General features: G+C 58.2%; 16 protein-coding genes. 9 read left to right on the top strand and 7 right to left on the bottom strand.

The genetic code is table 11. The features are described from left to right. Positions 1–18 precede the first annotated feature (18 nt). From J4D99_RS16425 to J4D99_RS16405, 5 genes are all read left to right on the top strand, one after another. Positions 19–1,863: an ABC transporter ATP-binding protein gene (locus tag J4D99_RS16425; protein WP_208132819.1), complete on the top strand. Its 1,845-nt coding sequence runs from the start codon at positions 19–21 to the stop codon at positions 1,861–1,863. A gap of 72 nt (positions 1,864–1,935) precedes the next feature. After that, positions 1,936–2,340, top strand: coding sequence for a hypothetical protein (locus J4D99_RS16420; protein ID WP_208132818.1), 405 nt, complete (start codon positions 1,936–1,938; stop codon positions 2,338–2,340). A gap of 14 nt (positions 2,341–2,354) precedes the next feature. Continuing rightward, on the top strand, positions 2,355–2,936 hold the full coding sequence (gene lpcA / locus J4D99_RS16415) for a D-sedoheptulose 7-phosphate isomerase (protein WP_208132817.1): 582 nt from the start codon (positions 2,355–2,357) through the stop codon (positions 2,934–2,936). 198 nt (positions 2,937–3,134) lie between these two features. Continuing rightward, a complete protein-coding gene (locus J4D99_RS16410) occupies positions 3,135–4,673 on the top strand; it encodes a YifB family Mg chelatase-like AAA ATPase (protein WP_208132816.1) in 1,539 nt (512 codons plus the stop codon). A gap of 37 nt (positions 4,674–4,710) precedes the next feature. Further along, the gene (locus tag J4D99_RS16405; RefSeq protein WP_208132815.1) at positions 4,711–5,754 is read left to right on the top strand and encodes a quinone-dependent dihydroorotate dehydrogenase; all 1,044 of its coding nucleotides are present in this window, start codon (positions 4,711–4,713) and stop codon (positions 5,752–5,754) included. A gap of 309 nt (positions 5,755–6,063) precedes the next feature. On the opposite strand, the gene J4D99_RS16400 is transcribed toward J4D99_RS16405, so the two are convergent. Continuing rightward, complete coding sequence (locus J4D99_RS16400) at positions 6,064–7,164, bottom strand: acyloxyacyl hydrolase (protein WP_208132814.1); 1,101 nt, start codon at positions 7,162–7,164, stop codon at positions 6,064–6,066. 255 nt (positions 7,165–7,419) lie between these two features. Here J4D99_RS16400 and J4D99_RS16395 point away from each other — a divergent pair, with 255 nt between their 5' ends. The 4 genes from J4D99_RS16395 to J4D99_RS16380 all read left to right on the top strand — a co-directional run bounded on the left by J4D99_RS16395 (position 7,420) and on the right by J4D99_RS16380 (position 10,368). Continuing rightward, complete coding sequence (locus tag J4D99_RS16395; protein WP_208132813.1) at positions 7,420–8,115, top strand: porin family protein; 696 nt, start codon at positions 7,420–7,422, stop codon at positions 8,113–8,115. Between the two features lie 160 nt (positions 8,116–8,275). Next, the gene (locus J4D99_RS16390) at positions 8,276–8,890 is read left to right on the top strand and encodes a porin family protein (RefSeq protein WP_208132812.1); all 615 of its coding nucleotides are present in this window, start codon (positions 8,276–8,278) and stop codon (positions 8,888–8,890) included. Positions 8,891–9,008: 118 nt separating this feature from the next. After that, positions 9,009–9,626 carry a porin family protein gene (locus J4D99_RS16385; RefSeq protein WP_208132811.1) on the top strand — a complete coding sequence of 206 codons (618 nt, stop codon included), beginning with the start codon at positions 9,009–9,011 and terminating at the stop codon, positions 9,624–9,626. Between the two features lie 160 nt (positions 9,627–9,786). Beyond that, positions 9,787–10,368, top strand: coding sequence for a porin family protein (locus tag J4D99_RS16380; RefSeq protein WP_208132810.1), 582 nt, complete (start codon positions 9,787–9,789; stop codon positions 10,366–10,368). A gap of 100 nt (positions 10,369–10,468) precedes the next feature. Here J4D99_RS16380 and J4D99_RS16375 read toward each other — a convergent pair whose 3' ends face one another. The 6 genes from J4D99_RS16375 to J4D99_RS16350 form a co-directional block, all read right to left on the bottom strand. Next, on the bottom strand, positions 10,469–11,842 hold the full coding sequence (locus J4D99_RS16375; RefSeq protein WP_208132809.1) for a dipeptidase: 1,374 nt from the start codon (positions 11,840–11,842) through the stop codon (positions 10,469–10,471). 98 nt (positions 11,843–11,940) lie between these two features. Continuing rightward, positions 11,941–13,308, bottom strand: a complete 1,368-nt coding sequence (gene preA, locus J4D99_RS16370) for an NAD-dependent dihydropyrimidine dehydrogenase subunit PreA (RefSeq protein ID WP_208132808.1) — start codon at positions 13,306–13,308, stop codon at positions 11,941–11,943. A 79-nt stretch (positions 13,309–13,387) separates the two neighbouring features. After that, positions 13,388–14,710 (bottom strand): FAD-dependent oxidoreductase, encoded by a 1,323-nt coding sequence (locus J4D99_RS16365; RefSeq protein ID WP_208132807.1) that lies wholly within the window; start codon positions 14,708–14,710, stop codon positions 13,388–13,390. 161 nt (positions 14,711–14,871) lie between these two features. Next, complete coding sequence (locus tag J4D99_RS16360; RefSeq protein WP_236018701.1) at positions 14,872–15,738, bottom strand: nitrilase-related carbon-nitrogen hydrolase; 867 nt, start codon at positions 15,736–15,738, stop codon at positions 14,872–14,874. Between the two features lie 192 nt (positions 15,739–15,930). Next, entirely contained in the window at positions 15,931–17,307 is a 1,377-nt protein-coding gene (gene hydA / locus J4D99_RS16355; protein WP_208132806.1) for a dihydropyrimidinase, read from the bottom strand. Positions 17,308–17,316: 9 nt separating this feature from the next. Beyond that, positions 17,317–18,669, bottom strand: a complete 1,353-nt coding sequence (locus tag J4D99_RS16350; RefSeq protein ID WP_208132805.1) for an aminotransferase class III-fold pyridoxal phosphate-dependent enzyme — start codon at positions 18,667–18,669, stop codon at positions 17,317–17,319. Between the last annotated feature and the right edge of the window lie 53 nt (positions 18,670–18,722).

Genomic DNA, 18,722 nt, shown 5'->3' with positions numbered 1-18,722 from the left:
CGGTAGCCTCTTCTAGTTATGAAAATCTACCTCCGCCTGCTGAGCTTTTCGCGGCCATATGCCGACTTCGTGCCGCTGTATGCGCTGTATGCGACGCTAGGCATTGTGTTTGGCATTGCCAACTTCACGCTGATTATTCCGCTGCTCAATGTGCTGTTCAGCACTACGCAGGAGCATACGGCCGCCGCTCCGGCCGCTCTGCCGCATTTCACCTTGTCGCTAGACTACGTGAAGCAGGTGTTCGACTTTTACTTTCAGCAGATGCTGGTGCAGCACGGCAAGCTGGGCACGCTGTCGTTTGTGTGCGTCCTAGTTGTATGCTCCGTTTTTCTCAGCAACCTATTTCGCTACCTAGGGGGCAAGCTGCTGGCGGGCGTGCGTGCGCGGGTGGTGCGCAACGTACGGGGTACCCTCTTTGGGCGCATCACGGAATTAGAGTTGGGGTACTTTACCAACGAGCGTAAGGGTGACCTTATCTCGCGCCTCACCAACGACGTGCAGGAAATAGAGATTTCGGTGGTGAACACGCTGACGGCGGTATTTAAGGAACCGCTCAACATCCTGCTCATCTTCGCGCTGCTGCTCAAGATATCGCCCAAGCTCACGCTGTTCAGCCTGGTGCTGCTGCCTATTTCGGGCGGCATCATTGCCAGCGTTTCCAAGCGGCTGCGGCGGCACGCCGTCACGAGCCAGCAAACGCTGGGAGCCATGCTGTCCGTATTTGATGAGGTGCTGGGGGGTATGCGCGTAGTGAAAGCCTTTAATGCCCGCGCCTACGTGTACGCTAAGTTTCAGGCCCAAAACGACTTATACGCCCGCACCACGCAGAAGATTGACAACACCCGCGACCTGGCCTCGCCCTTCTCGGAATTTGCGGGGGTGAGCGTGGTGGCCGGACTGCTCTACTACGGCGGCTCGCTGGTGCTCAGTGGCCAGGCCGAGCTATCGGCGTCTGATTTTATCGGCTACATCATCCTGTTTTCGCAGATTCTGACCCCAGCCAAGAATTTGTCGGGGGCGTTTAGCAACATTCAGCGGGGCTTGGTGGCGGGCGCGCGGGTGCTGGCCGTTATTGACACGCCTCCCACCATCCAGGACCGGCCCGATGCCATCGAGCTGCCGGACTTTCACGAGCAGGTCGAGCTGCGCAACGTTAGCTTTCACTACGGCGATGTGCCGGTGCTCTTCGACCTCAACCTTACCGTGAAGAAAGGCCAGACTGTGGCCCTAGTGGGGCCGAGCGGTGGCGGCAAAAGCACCATTGCCGACCTGCTGCCGCGCTTTTACGACCCTAGCGCGGGCCAGGTACTCATCGACGGCCACGACGTGCGTGCCTGCACCTTGCACTCGGTACGCGCCCAGATGGGCATCGTAACGCAGGAGAGCATCCTCTTTAACGACACGATTTATAACAACATTAAATTCAACACCGAAGCTACGGAGCAGGAAGTAATCGAAGCCGCCAAAACGGCTAATGCGCACGACTTCATCATGGCTAGCCCCGAGGGCTACCAGACGACCATCGGCGACCGGGGCTCGCGGCTGAGCGGCGGGCAGCGCCAGCGCCTGAGCATCGCGAGGGCCATTTTGCGCAACCCGCCCATTCTCATCCTCGACGAAGCCACTTCGGCCCTCGATACCGAGAGCGAAAAGCTGGTGCAGGAGGCGCTTACGCGCCTTATGGCGTCCCGCACCTCGCTCGTTATTGCCCACCGCCTGAGCACGGTGCGCCATGCCGACGAGATTATCGTGCTCCAGCACGGCCGCATTGTGGAGCGCGGCACCCACGACGAGCTGCTAGGGCGCGAAGGAGGCCTGTATCAGCGCCTGAGCCAGCTGCAAACCAACGCGGCGTTGGTCTGAACGTAAGCTAACTACCGGGCCACGTGGCCTGGATTATCTTTCGCGCTCAACCTCCACCCTACTCTTCACATCATGCTCGCTCTCAAACGTATCGTAACCGTCGCCGTGATGGTGTATCTGCTCATCGCGCTATTATTTCTGCTGTTTCCGGCGGTGCGCTCTTCCATTGCGGGCATCGGCAGTGGCGCCCCCGGCCCGTACCAGGAGCGCGACTTTTTTATGATGCTCTGCTGGGTAGGTGTGGTCATTTTAGGGCTGCACCTCATCACCGAGAACCTGGACAGCACCCTGCTGCGCCGCAGCGTAGCACAGCAGGATAACCGCATCAATGAGCTGAAAGCCAAGCTCTATGATGCTCAGCAGCCCGCCGTGCGCCCGGCCGCCGTGCCGGTAGCGCCCGCCGTCACCTACCCCACCGCCGACGAAGCGCGCCTGCGCGATACGCCGCCGGCCCCCACCCCTCCCACCACCTACTAGCCTAGCCTTTTCGCTTGCACCTCCCCGACCTTATCCGCGCCGAGCTTACCGAAGCCCGCTCCGTCCTCGATACATTCCTGGCCGACGACGCCAACCTCACGCGCATTGCCCAGGCCGCTGAGCTCGTAGCCGCTAGCCTCCAAAACGGTGGCAAGGTACTTACCTGCGGCAACGGCGGCAGCCTCTGCGATGCCCAGCATTTTGCCGAGGAGCTGAGCGGCCGCTACCGCCAAAATCGCCGTGCCCTGGCTGCCATCGCTCTCACCGAAGCCTCGCACATGACCTGCGTGGCCAATGACTTCGGCTTCGAGTTCGTGTTCAGCCGCTTCGTAGAAGCGCTAGGCCGGCCCGGCGACGTGCTGCTGGCTATCAGCACCAGCGGCAACTCGCCCAACATTCTGCGCGCCGCCGAGGCTGCCCGCGAACTGGGCGTGAAAGTCATCTCGCTCACCGGCAAAGACGGTGGCCAGCTTGCTAGCCTCAGTGATGTCGAAATCCGGGTGCCCCACTTCGGCTACGCCGACCGCATCCAGGAAGTGCACATCAAGGCCATTCACATTATGATACTGCTGATTGAGAAGCTGGTAGCAGCCTAGCTACCAGCTTCTTCTCATGGCTGGGACGTCATGCTGAGCCCCGCGAAGGCTCTTGCGCGCATCGTTAGGATTAGTACCCCTAGCGGCGCGAGCGAGAGGCTTTGCGGGGCTCAGCATGACGTTCTTTTTGTGGGGCGCGTCATCGTTTATGCTTTAGCATAGCGTTTCTTTGTAAGTAAAATCGTTATACTAAAACCTATGCTAACCAAGACCTACGGCTCCGCCGTGCAGGGTGTTAATGCGTATACTATTACCATTGAAGTAGTTGTCACGGCCGGTACAAATTTTTATGTGGTTGGCTTGCCCGATAATGCTATTAAGGAAAGTCAGCAGCGCATCGAGTCGGCGCTGAAGCTGCGGGGCTACCGCATGCCGCGCACGAAAGTGGTCGTGAACATGGCCCCGGCCGACATTCGGAAGGAAGGTGCGGCCTACGACCTGCCCATTGCCCTGGGCATCTTGCACGCCTCGCAGCAGCTAAACACTGAGGAACTAGAGCGTTATATCATCATGGGCGAGCTAGCCCTCGATGGTGCGGTGCGGCCCATCAAGGGCGTGCTGCCGATTGCTATTCAGGCCCGCAAGGAAGGCTTTAAGGGCATTATTCTGCCCAAGGAAAACGCGCAGGAGGCGGCCATTGTCAACAACCTCGACGTGATTCCGGTGGAGACGATGCAACAGGCCATCGACTTCTTTGAAGGTCGCGAAACCATTGAGCCCGTGCGCATTGACACCCGCGACATCTTCCAGCACACTGCCAACCAATACGCTGCCGACTTTGCCGATGTGCAGGGTCAGGAAAACATCAAGCGGGCATTGGAAATAGCCGCGGCCGGCGGCCACAACGTGATTATGATAGGTCCGCCCGGCGCGGGCAAAACTATGCTGGCCAAGCGCTTACCCACCATTTTGCCGCCCCTGAACATGCAGGAGGCGCTCGAAACCACCAAGATTCATTCGGTGGCCGGCAAGCTGGGCAGCAACCAAGGGCTGCTCAGCCAGCGGCCGTTTCGGGCGCCGCACCATACCATTTCCGATGTGGCCCTAGTGGGTGGTGGCGGCAACCCGCAGCCAGGCGAAATATCGCTTTCGCACCACGGCGTGCTGTTTCTGGATGAGCTACCCGAGTTTAAGCGCACCGTGCTGGAGGTGATGCGCCAGCCTTTGGAAGAGCGCCGCGTTACCATTTCGCGGGCCAAGGTGAGCATCGACTTTCCGGCCAATTTTATGCTCATAGCCAGCATGAATCCTTGTCCCTGTGGCTATTACAACCACCCCGACAAGGAGTGCGTGTGCGGTCCCGGCGTGGTACAAAAGTATTTGAACAAGGTATCGGGACCGCTGCTCGACCGCATCGACCTGCACGTGGAAGTGACGCCCGTCACCTTCGACCAAATGGCTGAGACGCGCAAGGCCGAAACCAGCCACGACATTCAGCAACGCGTTGAGAAAGCCCGCGAAATCCAGAGCAAGCGCTTTGCCGAGCAGCCTGATATTCATTCGAATGCCATGATGCCGTCGCAGATGGTAAAGGATATTTGCCAGATAAGCCAAGCCGGCCGCAACCTGCTTAAAACTGCTATGGAGCGCCTCGGCCTGAGCGCTCGTGCCTACGACCGCATCCTGAAAGTGGCCCGCACCATTGCCGACCTGGCGGGCAACAACGAAATTCAGATTCAGCACTTGGCCGAGGCCATTCAGTACCGCTCGCTCGACCGGGAGGGCTGGGCGGGGTAACTTTGCCCGGCTGCTAAGCGGTTGCCGCGTTCCCCTGATGTATAAATCCTTCGTCAAGCCCCTGCTTTTCAAGCTCGATGCCGAGCGAGCGCACCACCTCGTTTTCGATAACCTGAAGCGAGTCAGCCAATTGCCGGGCACCGGCGCGCTGCTGAGCGGCCTCTACAACTACCAGCACCCTAGCCTGGGGCGTGAGGTCTTTGGCCTACGCTTCCCAAACCCCGTAGGCCTGGCAGCGGGGCTCGACAAGAATGCGGTGCTCACGGATGAGCTGGCGAGCCTGGGCTTTGGCTTTGTGGAAATCGGAACAGTAACGCCCCGGCCGCAGCCCGGCAATCCGCAGCCGCGTTTGTTTCGGCTGCCGCAGGATGGAGCGCTGCTAAACCGCATGGGCTTTAATAACGACGGAGCGGCGGCCGTGGCGGCGCGGCTAGCCCGGCGCCAGAACCGGCAGCTTATTATCGGCGGCAACATCGGCAAGAACAAGGATACCCCCAACGAGCGCGCGGCCGATGACTACGTAGCTGCCTTTGAAGCCCTGGCCGAGGTGGTCGATTATTTTGTAGTCAACGTCAGCTCGCCCAACACGCCGGGCCTGCGTGAACTGCAGGATAAGAAGCCACTTATCAGCCTCTTGCAGCAAGTGCAGGCGCGCAACCTGGCCCGCGCCACCCCGCGCCCGCTGCTGCTCAAAATCGCCCCCGACCTCACCGACGCCCAGCTCGACGACATCCTGGAAATAGCCCGCGAAACCAAGCTTAGCGGGCTGGTGGCTACCAATACCACCATCAGCCGCGAGGGGCTAGCCACATCGGCGGCCACGGTGGCAGCATATGGCGCAGGCGGCCTTAGCGGGCGGCCACTGCGCGCACGGGCTACTGAGGTTATTGCCTACCTGCACCGCCGCAGCCAGGGCGAGTTGCCCATTATCGGGGCTGGGGGTATCCATTCGGCCCAGGATGCGCTGGAAAAGCTAGCTGCTGGCGCCACCCTGGTGCAGCTCTACACCGGCTTCATTTACGAAGGGCCGGGGCTAATCAAACAGATTAACCAATCGCTGGTAGCGGCTGGCGGCCATTAGCGGGCAGCTTGCGGGCCCGCACTGCCCGCGTAGCGCCGCTGTGCCTCTAGCAGGGATAGTAGCGGGCCATCGGAAGAGCCAGCGCCAGAGAATGAAGTGCAGACTCGCGGCCAAAAAAACCACCACGGCCGCGAGATAAGCGCCTACAAACCCCAAAATACGGTTGCGCAACCACCCCGGCCACGCCCAAAACCATTGCGGGCACCATGCCGTGCCATATGCCATAATAGCCGAAAAAGCTAAATACCAGCAAGCCGGCCAGCGCCAGCCTAGCCCCAGCTGTTTGAGGGCAAGTGCCTGGTAAGGTGGCTAAAGCTTTACCCCTACTTTAAACTCAATAACATCAGCCGCAGCGCGATGGACCTTGAGGTCAATAGCACCAAAAATCACGTTCGTAAACTGGTATTTCAACCCGAGGCGCTCGTAGTAAACGGGATTCGACTTGTACGGATTATAGAAGTACAGCCCAAGGTGCGTAACGAGGGCTAGCCGCCCGAATAACAGCTCGTGGCCCACAAAAGCGCCTGCCTTCTTCACGTCGGGCAGGTGCTCTTGGCTGCGAGCCGAGTCGCGCAGCGCAGCTAGCAGCGAACGGTCGTAAAAACCCTCTAGCCCCACCAGCAAATTGCTTTTGCGGTTGAGGCGGCGGCCGGCGGCCAGGGTTACCGAGTTCACCAGGTAGTGCTTCGGGTCGCCGCTGCTGCGCTGCTTGTAACCCAGGCTAGTGCTAATGTTCAAGAAGTTGTGCCCCACATCAGCAGGTGCCGGCTCGGGCGCGCCCGCTGCGGGGCCTAGCCGCCACTGATGGTAGTTGAGGCCTACTTGCAGCGTGGGCAGGTTGATGCCAAAGTTGGGCTTGGCGGTGGCACCGTTAGAGTAATGGTTGAGGGCTAGCGCCAAGAGCAGACCTAGGTGGTCAGTCAGGGCCACGTCGTACTCCAGCCGCATTTGCAGCGTGGCATTGAGCGGCGAGCTCACAAACGTGTTCTTACGGTTGGTATAGAGGTCGTAGTGATTGGGGAAGTACGCTAGCCCCGTGCCCAGCCGAAAGCTCAGGTCGTGGCGCGCCGTGCGGCTGATGGGCTTGCTCAAGTACACTGTAGCCGCGTAGCTACGGCCTAGCACCGGGTTGTGGTAGTCGTAGTACACCAGTGCCAGGCCCACCTTGGGGTACTTATACCAGCCGTGCCAGGGCGCGGCCCCGGTGGTTTGGCGCTGCACGTTCAGCTCAATGCCCGTAGGGTGCGAGGCTATAAGGTGGCTAACGGGTACCGTGTGGTTGATGATACTACTGCCCTGCGCATAAACGCCAAAAATAAATGGACCGGGAGGCGCGGCCATTTTTAGCGAGTCGGGGGGGGCTAGCGCCACTGCCTGCGCCCGCCCGGCCGCCACCAGGCCGCCCAGCAAAATACCGGTAAGTATATAGTAACTAAGACCCTGCAAATTCTGATACAATCAAGACTACATCAACTAGCCAAACTTATTTCAAAACTACGTCTGGCCTTACCCGCCTGCCCACGGCCGGGCCCAAAAATCAAATTTCGTTCAGAATGCCAACCCGACTTCTTTCCAGCAAGTATAAGGCGCATTCCCGGTCAATTCTTCCATTAGCTATTCTATTCTTAAACTGACCCGGGACTATTAACCCCATTTTTTTCAATCATGAAGAAAGTACTTCTTTCCTTTGCCCTTCTAACCGGCTTCGCTGGTGCTGCCAATGCCCAGAGCGGCGTCCTAAAATATGGTGTAAAAGGTGGTTTCAGCCTGAGCTCGTACACGGGCGGTGGCAGCATTGGCACCAACACTGGCTTTAAGCCAGGCTTCACTGCTGGTGTGCTCGTAAATTATGGCCTTTCTGATATGACCTCGCTCCAAATCGAGGGCTTGTACTCGCAGAAAGGTGCTTACCTCGACCAAGTAAACTACACAGCATCTACTACCCAGTATAATGGGTATGCTTACCGCTCCACGCTCTCTTATATCGACGTGCCGGTATTGTTTAAAGTGAATACTGGCGAAGAGGGCAAGGGCCTTTTCTTCGAACTTGGTCCGCAGGCTAGCTTTGCCGTAGGCGACCGTGAATTTTTCCGCCCGCAAGGTGGCAAGGCTGGCGACCCAAGTGAAGTAACTGTATACAACAGCCGCGACCGGATGGTGCCCGTAGGCATCGGCTACGTAGGTGGCATTGGCTACCAGATTACGAGCGGCTTTGGCCTGGGCGTGCGTTACACCGGCGACTTCTCCAACGTGTATAAGGATGGCTTCGGCACGGGCAGTGCCCCGCTGCAAGGCTCCAACAACTTCCACAATGGCGTGTTCCAGCTTCAGGTGCACTACCTGTTTGGCGGCAAGAGCTAAGCTTTTGCATTTAGTCAAGGTATAACTCTAAAAAAGCCAGTTTCTACTTAGAGACTGGCTTTTTTATTTTCTCTTTATTCGGAATATGAATATAATCTAACAGTTGCCGAGCTTAGTTTTGCGCCGTAATTCACCTTTTTTACACTTCTCTATTCTTCCTATGAAGAAGACTTCTCTTTTTATAGCCCTGGCAGTAGGCGTAGCCAGCGCTGCTCAAGCGCAAAGCGCACGTTTCGGTGTAAAAGCCGGTGCTTCGCTCACTGGTGTAACTGGCAAAGACACTGATGGCACTGCCTATAAATTTGGTTTCAACGGCGGGGTAATGGCTAATTTTGCCATAAACGATATGTTCTCCATTCAGCCTGAGGTACTTTACTCTATGAAAGGTGCCAAAGACAACAGCAACAGCGATAATCGCATAAACCTGAATTACATTGATGTACCAGTGTTGGCAAAGGTATCAACCGGCGCTACAGGTCTGTTTTTTGAGCTAGGACCACAAATTGGTTTCCTAGCTTCGGCCAAAGCCAAGACAAGCAGCACTACCACCGATGTGAAAGACGGCTACAAAACAGTTGATTTTGGCTATGCTGCTGGCTTAGGTTTCCAAACTGAAGGTGGAGCTATGGTTGGCCTGCGCTACAATGGCGGCTTCACCAATGTAGGCAAGTCATATACATACAGTACCCCCTATGGCACGGTCACTGCAGATGCCGGTAATGCCAAAAACAGCGCTTTCCAGCTGTATGTAGGCTTTCTATTTGGCGGCAAATAAGCCGTTAGTTTACTTGCTTTTAAAGCCGGCCCTCGTACAAGGGCCGGCTTTTTTATGGCTACCAGCCCAAATTGGGGCCTAGCTTTGCCCAGTCAACCATTCCGTCATTTTTTGTTTTATGAAGAAACTCCTCCTTCTGCTGGCCGTAGTCCTATGCGTAAGTATTACCGCTCAGGCGCAGTATCGTGGGCGCGGTGGCAATGTTTCGCTGGGCATCAAGGCGGGCGCTTCGCTCACCAACTTCGTAGGCGCCGATGCCAAGGACGGCTCAGGCCACGACTTCAACAACCGCTTTGGTTTCCATGCCGGCATTTTTGCCAATATTGGGTTTGCTAAACTCTTTGCATTCCAGCCCGAGCTGCTGTACTCCCAAAAGGGGGCCAAAATAAATGGGGCCGATGCTGGCTACCGACTGCATTATATTGATGTGCCGCTTGCCTTTCATGTAAATACCGACGGTTTTTTCTTCGAAGCCGGCCCACAGGTCGGTTTTCTAGTGGCAGCTAAGTACGAGACAGGCAGCACATCGATAGACGCAAAACCTTCTTACAAATCTGTCGATTTTGGTTATTTGGCAGGCCTGGGGTATCAGCTCAAGCACGGCCTGGGCGTTGGCTTGCGCTACAACGGCGCCTTCACCAACTTCCCCAATTCCTACACCAACGGCAGCGTGACAGTGCAGCCACGTATCCGCAACAGCGCCTTCCAGCTCTACGCTACCTATTCATTCAACTAGCTCGTTGCGGTAGCTACTCCGGCCCTCCCACTTGTGTAGAAGCAAGTGGGAGGGTTATTTTTTATGAATATTTGATGAAGCAACTTGCTACGATTGAACCAGGTATAAGGCTCACACCGGATAATCCGGTCCATTATCCTATAGGCTATTCTTAGCTAACATGAAAAAATCATTCTTTACCCTCGGGCTTTGCATCGCGGCCATCGGCGCGGCCCATGCCCAGCAGCCCGCTAATACGGTAGGTATCACGCTCGGCTACGGCCGCACCAACCTTCGCGACAACGGCCCCTATTCTTCGGTGAACCACTCGGCCTACCAGGCCGGCCTAAATGCCGACGTGTACTTCAGCGAGATGTTCTCCTTCCACCCCGAGGCGCTGTACACGCTGCAGTATTTTGATGCCAGTAACGAGGCCTACAGCCGCGATATTTCCTACATCAACGTGCCGCTGCTAGCCCGACTGCACGCCAGCGGGCTGTTTTTTGAGTTAGGACCAGAAGTTAATTTTGCGCTAACGGCCAAAAACGAGGCCGGTGATAATGTGAAGAGCGACGTGAATACCGTGGTCCTCGATTACGTGGCGGGCGTGGGCTATCAACTAGGCTCCGGCCTGGGCATTGGTATTCGCTACGACGGCGGCGCTACCAACGTCTTTAAGAACAATACCTCGACTGTTATCGGCAACAATAGTCTAAAGTCGAACACTTTTTGGCTGAACCTTAGCTACGCTTTCGGCAAATAAAACCGGCAGCTGCCAGGCCTGCTTTTAGCTGCCTGCCAACAACAAGCCCCGGCTTCCTGTGTGGAGGCCGGGGCTTGTATTTTGAGGGCAGGGCAAGCGACTACTTCGCCGCAGCCGCGTACTCTTTGTAAAACTCGGGGATGGTTTCGATGCCTTTCAGGAAGTTGAAAACCCCAAAATGCTCGTTGGGCGAGTGGATGGCGTCGGAGTCGAGCCCGAAGCCGAGCAGCACCGAATCGAGGCCCAGCTCGGTTTTGAACATGGCCACGATAGGAATGGAGCCACCGCCGCGCGTGGGCACCGGCTTCTTGCCGAAAGTAGTTTCGAGGGCCCTAGCGGCGGCGCGGTAGGCGGCCGAGTCAGTGGGCGTTACAACGGGCTCGCCGCCGTGGTGAGGCGTCACCTTTACCGTGATACCGGCCGGGGCAATGCTTTCGAAGTGCTTCTGAAACAGCGCCGTAATTTCGTCGCTGGTCTGGTGCGGCACGAGGCGCATCGAGATTTTGGCGTAGGCCTTGCTGGCAATCACCGTCTTGGCGCCCTCGCCAATGTAGCCGCCCCAGATGCCATTCACATCGAGTGTGGGCCGGATGCTGGTGCGCTCGGGCGTGGAGTAGCCCGCTTCGCCCACGGCAGCGGGCAGGCCGATGCTCTGCTTAAACTCCTCTTCGGAGAACGGCGCCTGGGCCATTTCGGCACGCTCCTCAGCGCTTAGCTCGTCCACCTTATCGTAGAAGCCCGGGATGGTGATGTGCCGGTTTTCGTCGTGCAGGCTGCTTATCATGTCGCAAAGCGCGTTGATGGGGTTCATCACGGCGCCGCCATAAAGGCCCGAGTGCAGGTCGCGGTTGGGGCCAGTCACTTCTACCTCATGGTAGCTGAGGCCGCGCAGGCCGACTTCTATGCTCGGCACATCGTTGGCCAGGATGCCGGTATCGGAGATGAGAATAACGTCGGCCTGCAGCTTCTCTTTGTTTTCCCGGACGAAGATTGCCAAGTTGTTGGAACCTACTTCTTCTTCGCCCTCAAACATGAATTTGATGTTGCAGGGCGCCCCGGCGCCCCCATCGCGCAGCATCATTTCCAGGGCCTTCACGTGCATGTATACCTGGCCTTTGTCGTCGCAGGCCCCCCTAGCGTAGATGTTGCCGTCCTTGATAACGGGCTCGAAGGGCGGCGAGGTCCAGAGCTCATAAGGGTCGGCGGGCTGCACATCGTAGTGCCCATACACGAGCACGGTGGGGCGGTCGGGGCCGGCCATATACTCGCCGTACACAATCGGGTTGCCAGCGGTGGGGCAGATTTCAACCAGCGTAGCGCCGGCTTCGGCTAGCCTATCCTTCAGGTAGTCAGCCGCCCGCAGCACGTCGCCGTGAAATTTGGGGTCTGCCGAAACGGACGGAATGCGAAGCCAGTTGAGAAGCTCTTCGAGAAAGCGATTTTGATGTTGGGTTAAGTAGGCAGGTGCGGGCATAAGAGGAAAAGGATAAATGGTAGGACAAAAGTAGGCGGCTAGCAATAAGCCAGCCATACTTACCCCCTAGCAGCCGAGCTTATCCTGCTACGCTTCCGCTAGCCCACTCCCAGCGCCCGGGCCTTGCCGGGCAAGGTTTTGTGGCGCTCTTTGCCGAGGGCGGCGGCCGGCTCGGGCACCCAGTGGTGGCGCCCGCCGGCTTTTTCGTCGTTAAACTCCGTGGGAATATTGCCTGCGTCGGTGCGCTCCTTCCAGGTGAGGTGCTGGCTGCCGTCATCGCGGCGCTCCATCGTAATGCACTCATCTACTGGGCACACCAGCGAGCAGAGGTTGCAGCCCACGCAGTTTTCCTCGATAATGGCGGGCGTACGTGTGCCGGCTTGCAGCCGGATGGCCTGGTGCGCGCCGTCTTCGCAAGCGGTGTAGCAGAGTTGGCAGCCGATGCACTTTTCTTCGTGAATATGGGCCTTCACCTGGTACTTCATATTGAGGTCTTCCCAGTGCCGCACGTTGGGCAGGGCCTTGCCCACGAAGTCATAAATGGTCTGAAAATTTTTCTCCACCATGTACTGCTCCAGCCCGCTCACCATTTCGCGGATGATGCCAAAGCCGAAGTGCATAGCCGCCGTGCACACCTGCACCGAGCTGGCCCCCAGCAGGATATGCTCCACGGCATCGCGCCAGTTCTCGATGCCGCCGATGCCCGAAATGGGCAGGCGCACCTCAGGGTGCTGGGCGCAGTTCTTCACCATGTTCAGGGCAATAGGCTTCACGGCCGGGCCGCAGTAGCCGCCATTGGTGCCCTGGCCATCTACTATTGGGTAGGGCGAAAACTGGTCGAGGTCTACGCCCACGATGCTTTGGATGGTGTTTATCAGCGAAATAGCGTCGGCACCGCCGCGCCGGGCGGCCAGCGCCGGCTCCGTAATGTCGGAGATGTTCGGCGTGAGCTTCACAATGACGGGTTTTTGGGCTACCTCCATCACCCACTCCACTATCATTTGCAGGATTTTGGGCTCCTGCCCCACCGCCGAGCCCATGCCGCGCTCGCACATGCCGTGCGGGCAGCCAAAATTCAGCTCGAAGCCATCAGCACCGGCGTCTTGGCTTTGGCGCACAATGTCGTGCCATTCCTGCCGGCTCTGCACCATGAGCGAGGCAATAACGGCATGGTCGGGAAAACGCTTCTTGACTTCCGTGATTTCGCGTAGATTATCGGCTAGCGGGCGGTCCGAAATCAGCTCGATATTATTGAAGCCCACCAGCCGCTTGTCGCGGTAATTGACGCCACCGTAGCGGCTGGACACGTTGATGACGGGCACGCCGAGCGTCTTCCATACTGCGCCGCCCCAGCCCGCGTCGAAGGCTTTCATCACCTGGTAGCCCGAGTTGGTGGGCGGCGCCGAAGCCAGCCAGAAGGGGTTGGGCGACTTTATGCCGGCAAAGTTTATGGAGAGGTCGGGCATAGCAGTAGCGCGGGCTTTTAGTCCGCGATTGGATATAAAATGGAAGGAACCGGCTCAACTCGCGGACTGAAAGTCCGCGCTACTGGCTCAAATAGGCATAGATGCCCCTGGCGGCCACCTTGGCTTCGGCGGCGGCATTTACCACCTCGGCACCGCCGTTGCGGGCATCGCCCGAGGTGAAGTACTGCGGGTTGGTCGTCTGGCCCATCGCGTCGGCCACGATGCGGCCGCGGTTATCCAATTCCAGGCCGGGAATGTGGTGCAGAAAGTGCGTCTGCTTGGCCTGGCCAGTGGCTTTAATGACCATGTCGCAGGGCTGCACGAACTCGGTGCCGGGTACTTCCTGTACGCGGCCATCGACCACGGCGGTGCGGATGAAACGCACACCTGCCACGTAGTCGTCGCCCACTATTTCGAGCGGCGCTACGTTGAATAATCCTTTCACGCCCACACCTTTGGCCAGGCTATATTCAAACTCGTAGGCGCCCATTTCCTCCTTGCCGCGCCGGTAGGCTAGCAGCACGGTTTCGGCCCCTAGCCGCGCGGCTTCGGAGGCAGCGTCCATCGCAGTGTTGCCACCCCCCAGCACGATGACCGTGCGGCCAACCTGCATTTCGGCTTGGCGCATCCGTAGCTCTTCGATGAACTCGACCGCGCCCACGCAGTTTATTTTATCCTCGCCGGGCAGGCCTAGCGCACTGGTTTTGCCTAGCCCAATACCCAGGAAGATGGCGTCGTACTCCGCTTCAAGCGCGGCCAGGTTGGCGCGGCCGGTGATGGGCGCGTGGTAGCGCACCTCGTAGCCAAACTGCCCTTGCAGATAGGCCATTTCGGCTAGGGCCTCTTCATTGGTGATTTTGTAAGGTGCCACGCCATACACCGTCAAGCCCGAGGGCTGGGCCTTCGCCTCAAAAACGGTGACCTCGTACCCTAGCGACCGCAGCTCGCAGGCGGCCGAAATACCGGCCGGCCCCGCGCCGATTACGGCTACGCGCCTGCCGTTGGCCGGGCCGGGGCCGAAAAGCTTTTTGTTCTCCTTAATGGCCGCGGTGGTGGCGTAGCTTTGGAGGCGACCAATCTCTATTGGTTTCACATCCTGTAGGTTGTACACGCAGGCGCCTTCGCAGAGCACTTCCGTTGGGCACACCTTGCCGCAGGCGTTGCCGAAGTAGTTGGCCTCGTAAATCGTCCGGGCCGACCCCGTCACGTTGCCCGAGTTTATCTGCCGGATAAACTGCGGAATATCAATGCCCGACGGGCACGCCTGAATGCACGGCGCGTCGAAGCAGAACAGGCAGCGCGAGCTTTCATACAGCGCCTCCGTGCGGTTCATCAGTGGCTTGAGCTGCGCGAAGTTTTCGGCAAATTCCTGGGCAGTGGTAGGGGTAGAAAATTCGGCCATTTGATTATTGGTAAGAAATAACCCATCTGTCCTTGCGAGCCTGCGAAGCAATCGCATCAAAACGACCCTAGCGGAGTGAGCGGCGCGGGTGTCGTGCCGGTGCGATTGCTTCGCAGGCTCGCAATGACAATTGATTTTTAGTGCGCAGGTAACTAGCTACCTTACAGCTCCACCAGCTTCTCGTATGTCTCGGGGCGGCGGTCGCGGAAGAACTGCCAGGTGGCGCGCACCTCGTCAATCATATCGAGGTCAAACTCGGCGATGAGCAATTCATCCTTGTACTCATCGGCCTGGGCGATAATCTGGCCGCGCGGGTCCACGAAGTAGCTGGTACCGTAGAAGCGGCCCAGGTTCCAGGGTTTCTCCTCGCCTACCCGGTTGATGCAGCCCATGAAGTAGCCGTTGGCCGCCGCGTGGGCCGGCTGCTCCAGCTTCCAGAGGTATTGCGATAGGCCGGCCACCGTGGCCGAGGGGTTGTACACGATTTCGGCGCCGTTGAGGCCTAGTATGCGCGCGCCGTCGGGAAAGTGGCGGTCGTAGCAGATGTACACGCCCACTTTGGCATACATGGTTTGGAACACCGGGTAGCCCAGGTTGCCGGGCTTGAAGAAGAACTTCTCCCAAAAGCCGTTGGTGTGCGGAATGTGGTTTTTGCGGTACTTGCCGAGGTAGGTGCCGTCGGCGTCAATTACGGCGGCCGTGTTGTAGAGGAAGCCGGCGGCTTCGCGCTCATATACAGGCACTATCATCACCATTTTATATTTCCTGGCGTACTCGGCCATGCGCTCGGTAGTGGGGCCGGGCACCGATTCGGCTGAGGCGTACCACGACTGATTTTGGCCGGGACAGAAATACGGGGTGTTGAAAATCTCCTGCAAGCAGAGAATCTGCACGCCCTGGCGGCCGGCTTCCTCAATCAGCGGAATGTGCTTCTGCACCATCGCTTCCTTGATTTCTTCGATAGAGCCTTCGCCCTCGGTCATCGGCAGGCTCATCTGGATGAGGCCGGATTTGATAATGCGTGCCATGTGGGTTTGGTGATTGAATGATGGTTTTAACTACTGTTTTCGTCTTTTCCCGGCTGTCATTGCGAGCCTGCGAAGCAATCTTTCCTTGTCATCAGGGATACTAATCCTACTGAAGCGGACGACAAGGAAAGATTGCCGCGCTCCACTGCGTTGCGCTCGCAAGGACAGCCGGTTAGAATTAGGTAAAATGGCTCAAAAAGCCGTTTTGCCGCGCTTGATAAACTGCCCGTAGCCGGGCCCAACCCTCGCCTCGCCCGCCTCGATAGCTACCTGGCCGCGCAGCAGCACAGTCTCGATTTTGCCGGTTAGCTCCCAGCCTTCGTAGCCCGAATAGTCCACGTTCATGTGGTGCGTGGCGGCCGAAATGGTGTGCTGCTTTTCGGGGTCAATAACTACCAGGTCGGCGTCGGCACCAATGCTGATGGTGCCTTTGCGCGGAAACAGGCCGAATATTTTGCCCGCATTGGTCGAGGTCACTTCCACAAACTTTTGTGGCGTGATGCGGCCCTTGCTCACACCTTCCGAAAACAGCAGCTCCATGCGGTGCTCCACGGCGGGGTGGCCGTTCGGAATCTTCGAGAAGTCGTCTTTGCCCAGCAGCTTCTGCTCCCACATAAAGGGGCAGTGGTCGGTGCCCACCACATTCACTAGGCCCTGATTTATACCAGCCCACAGCGTGGCCTGGTCTTTTTTCTCCCGCAGCGGCGGCGACATGACCCACTTGGCACCTTCGGCCTCGTTCTCATACAGCGAGGCGTCGAGCACCAGATACTGAATGCAGGTTTCGACGAGCACGCGCTGGTTGCGCTCGGTGGCACGGCGCACTTGGTTGAGCGCGCCCTGGCAGGTGAGATGCACGATGTAGGCATTCACGCCCGTGTAGTTGGCAATGTCAGCGAAGCGGCCGGAGGCTTCGGCTTCGGTCACTTCGGGCTGCGACAGGTAGTGGTAGAGCGGCGACAGCTTGCCCTGCGCCCGGTGCTGCGCAATGAGCGTATCAATCATATCGCCGTTGGTGGCGTGGGCCGTTACGAGGCCGCCGTGCTTTTTCACTTCCTGCATCAGGCCCACCATCTGCGCGTCGTCAATCATGAGCGCGCCTTTGTAGGCCATGAAAGTTTTGAAGGACGTGATGCCTTCGTTCACCATGTCTTCGATTTCCAGCTGCGTGTTGGGGTTGAAATCCGTCACGGCCATGTGGAAGGAATAGTCGCCCACGGCTGTGCCGCTAGCCCGCCCACTCCATTCCTCAAAGGCCGCACGCAGCGAATTGCCTTGCTTTTGCAGAATAAAATCGATGACGGTGGTAGTGCCACCGTGCAGCGCGGCGCGGGTGCCGGTTTCGTAAGTATCGCTGCTGAAAGTGCCCATGAAGGGCATCGACAAATGCACGTGTGGGTCGATGCCACCGGGCACGATGAGCTTGCCCGCGCAGTCGATAACCTGCACATTTTCAGGCATGGGTAGGTTGCGGCCGATGGCGGCAATAGCCTCATCCTGCACCAGAATATCGCAAATACTGTCCGAATCGGCCGTGATAACACGGCCGCTTTTTAGTAGAATCGCCATACGAAAAGGTTAGTGCGTGTGCGCGTCCGCTATTTTCAAGGCCTCCGAAATGATGGCTAGGCCCTCATCCAGCTCTTGCTTGTTGATAGTCAGCGGCGGGACGATGAACACGTAGTTCCAGCGCACGAAGGTGTACATGCCCAGCTCCTTGATTTTGGCGGCCACCTCGTTCATGATGGTCATCTGGTCGGGCGTGGCATTCCAGGGAGCCATGGGCTCCTTGGTCTGGCGGTTTTTCACCAGCTCCAGGCAGCCGAAGAGGCCCGTATTGCGCCAGTCGCCGATGCTGGGGTGCTGCTTTATCAGCTCGGCCACGCGCTCATCGAGGTAGTGGCCCATCTCAACGGCGTTTTCGAGGAGGTGGTCTTCCTCGTAAATATTGAGCACGGCCACGGCAGCGGCGCAGCTTACGGGGTGTGCCGAATAGGTAAGGCCAATAGGCAACGGCTTGTTATCAAACGACTTGGCAATAGCCTCATCGACCATTACGGCCCCTAGCGGCACGTAGCCGGCCGTGATGCCCTTGGCCATGCACATGATATCGACTTTCACGCCGTGGTGGTCGGAGCCAAACCACTTGCCGGTGCGGCCGAAGCCCGACATTACCTCGTCGGCCACGAGCAGGATGCCGTGCTTATCGCAGATTTCGCGCACCCGCTTCCAGTAGCCAGGCGGGTACTTGATGCAACCCGACGTGCCCGACTCGCCTTCCAGAAAAATGGCCGCCACGCTGCCGGGATTTTCGTAGCCAATAATGCGCTCTAGGGCGTCGGCGGCGCGCTGGGCGCACTCCTCGGGCGTGGTACTGTGCCACGGGCACCGGTAGAAATAGGGGTTTTCGACGTGCACCGTGCCCGGCATGGCCTGGCTATCGACGGCGAACTTGCGCGGGTCGCCGCCCACGCTGATGGCCCCATAGCTAGCCCCGTGAAATGACTGGTAGAGCGACACAATCTTGTGCCGGCCGGTGTAGATGCGCACCAACTTGATGGCGTTTTCGATGGCCTCGGCCCCGCCCAGCGTAAAAAAGGCCTTAGTGAGGTTGGCCGGCGTTATTTCGGCCAGCTTCCGGCCCAAGTCGCCGCGCGCCTTGGTTATCATGCCCGGGTACACGTAGCTCAGCTCGCGCATCTGAGCGGCTACGGCTTCGGTCACGCGCTGGTCGCCGTGGCCGATGTTCACGTTCATGAGCTGCGACGAGAAGTCGAGGTAGCGCTTGCCGTCGCGGTCGTAGAGGTACACACCCGACGCCCGCTCGGCGCTAATGGGGTTCAAACCCGCCTGCTTCGACCACGAAAACAGCGTATGGTCGAGGTTGTCGTGCAAGATTTGCTGCTGGTCGGTGTCGAGGGTTGGGTGCATAATTATTAGAAAAAAAGCCAGCCTAACGACTTTAAAAAAGCCGGGCGCAAAAC

It is taken from the genome of Hymenobacter sp. BT559 (assembly GCF_017571525.1).
GTDB lineage: Bacteria > Bacteroidota > Bacteroidia > Cytophagales > Hymenobacteraceae > Hymenobacter > Hymenobacter ginsengisoli.
This window is presented reverse-complemented; position numbering and strand designations above follow the sequence as displayed.

What these genes read in the sequence shown, in the direction of transcription:
- J4D99_RS16360 (WP_236018701.1), bottom strand. Translation starts at nt 15,738, where the DNA reads ATGGCACGCATTATCAAATCCGGCCTCATCCAGATGAGCCTGCCGATG.
- J4D99_RS16365 (WP_208132807.1), bottom strand. Translation starts at nt 14,710, where the DNA reads ATGGCCGAATTTTCTACCCCTACCACTGCCCAGGAATTTGCCGAAAAC.
- J4D99_RS16425 (WP_208132819.1), top strand. Translation starts at nt 19, where the DNA reads ATGAAAATCTACCTCCGCCTGCTGAGCTTTTCGCGGCCATATGCCGAC.
- J4D99_RS16420 (WP_208132818.1), top strand. Translation starts at nt 1,936, where the DNA reads ATGCTCGCTCTCAAACGTATCGTAACCGTCGCCGTGATGGTGTATCTG.
- J4D99_RS16375 (WP_208132809.1), bottom strand. Translation starts at nt 11,842, where the DNA reads ATGCCCGCACCTGCCTACTTAACCCAACATCAAAATCGCTTTCTCGAA.
- J4D99_RS16350 (WP_208132805.1), bottom strand. Translation starts at nt 18,669, where the DNA reads ATGCACCCAACCCTCGACACCGACCAGCAGCAAATCTTGCACGACAAC.
- J4D99_RS16410 (WP_208132816.1), top strand. Translation starts at nt 3,135, where the DNA reads ATGCTAACCAAGACCTACGGCTCCGCCGTGCAGGGTGTTAATGCGTAT.
- J4D99_RS16380 (WP_208132810.1), top strand. Translation starts at nt 9,787, where the DNA reads ATGAAAAAATCATTCTTTACCCTCGGGCTTTGCATCGCGGCCATCGGC.
- J4D99_RS16385 (WP_208132811.1), top strand. Translation starts at nt 9,009, where the DNA reads ATGAAGAAACTCCTCCTTCTGCTGGCCGTAGTCCTATGCGTAAGTATT.
- J4D99_RS16405 (WP_208132815.1), top strand. Translation starts at nt 4,711, where the DNA reads ATGTATAAATCCTTCGTCAAGCCCCTGCTTTTCAAGCTCGATGCCGAG.
- J4D99_RS16395 (WP_208132813.1), top strand. Translation starts at nt 7,420, where the DNA reads ATGAAGAAAGTACTTCTTTCCTTTGCCCTTCTAACCGGCTTCGCTGGT.
- J4D99_RS16390 (WP_208132812.1), top strand. Translation starts at nt 8,276, where the DNA reads ATGAAGAAGACTTCTCTTTTTATAGCCCTGGCAGTAGGCGTAGCCAGC.
- preA (WP_208132808.1), bottom strand. Translation starts at nt 13,308, where the DNA reads ATGCCCGACCTCTCCATAAACTTTGCCGGCATAAAGTCGCCCAACCCC.
- hydA (WP_208132806.1), bottom strand. Translation starts at nt 17,307, where the DNA reads ATGGCGATTCTACTAAAAAGCGGCCGTGTTATCACGGCCGATTCGGAC.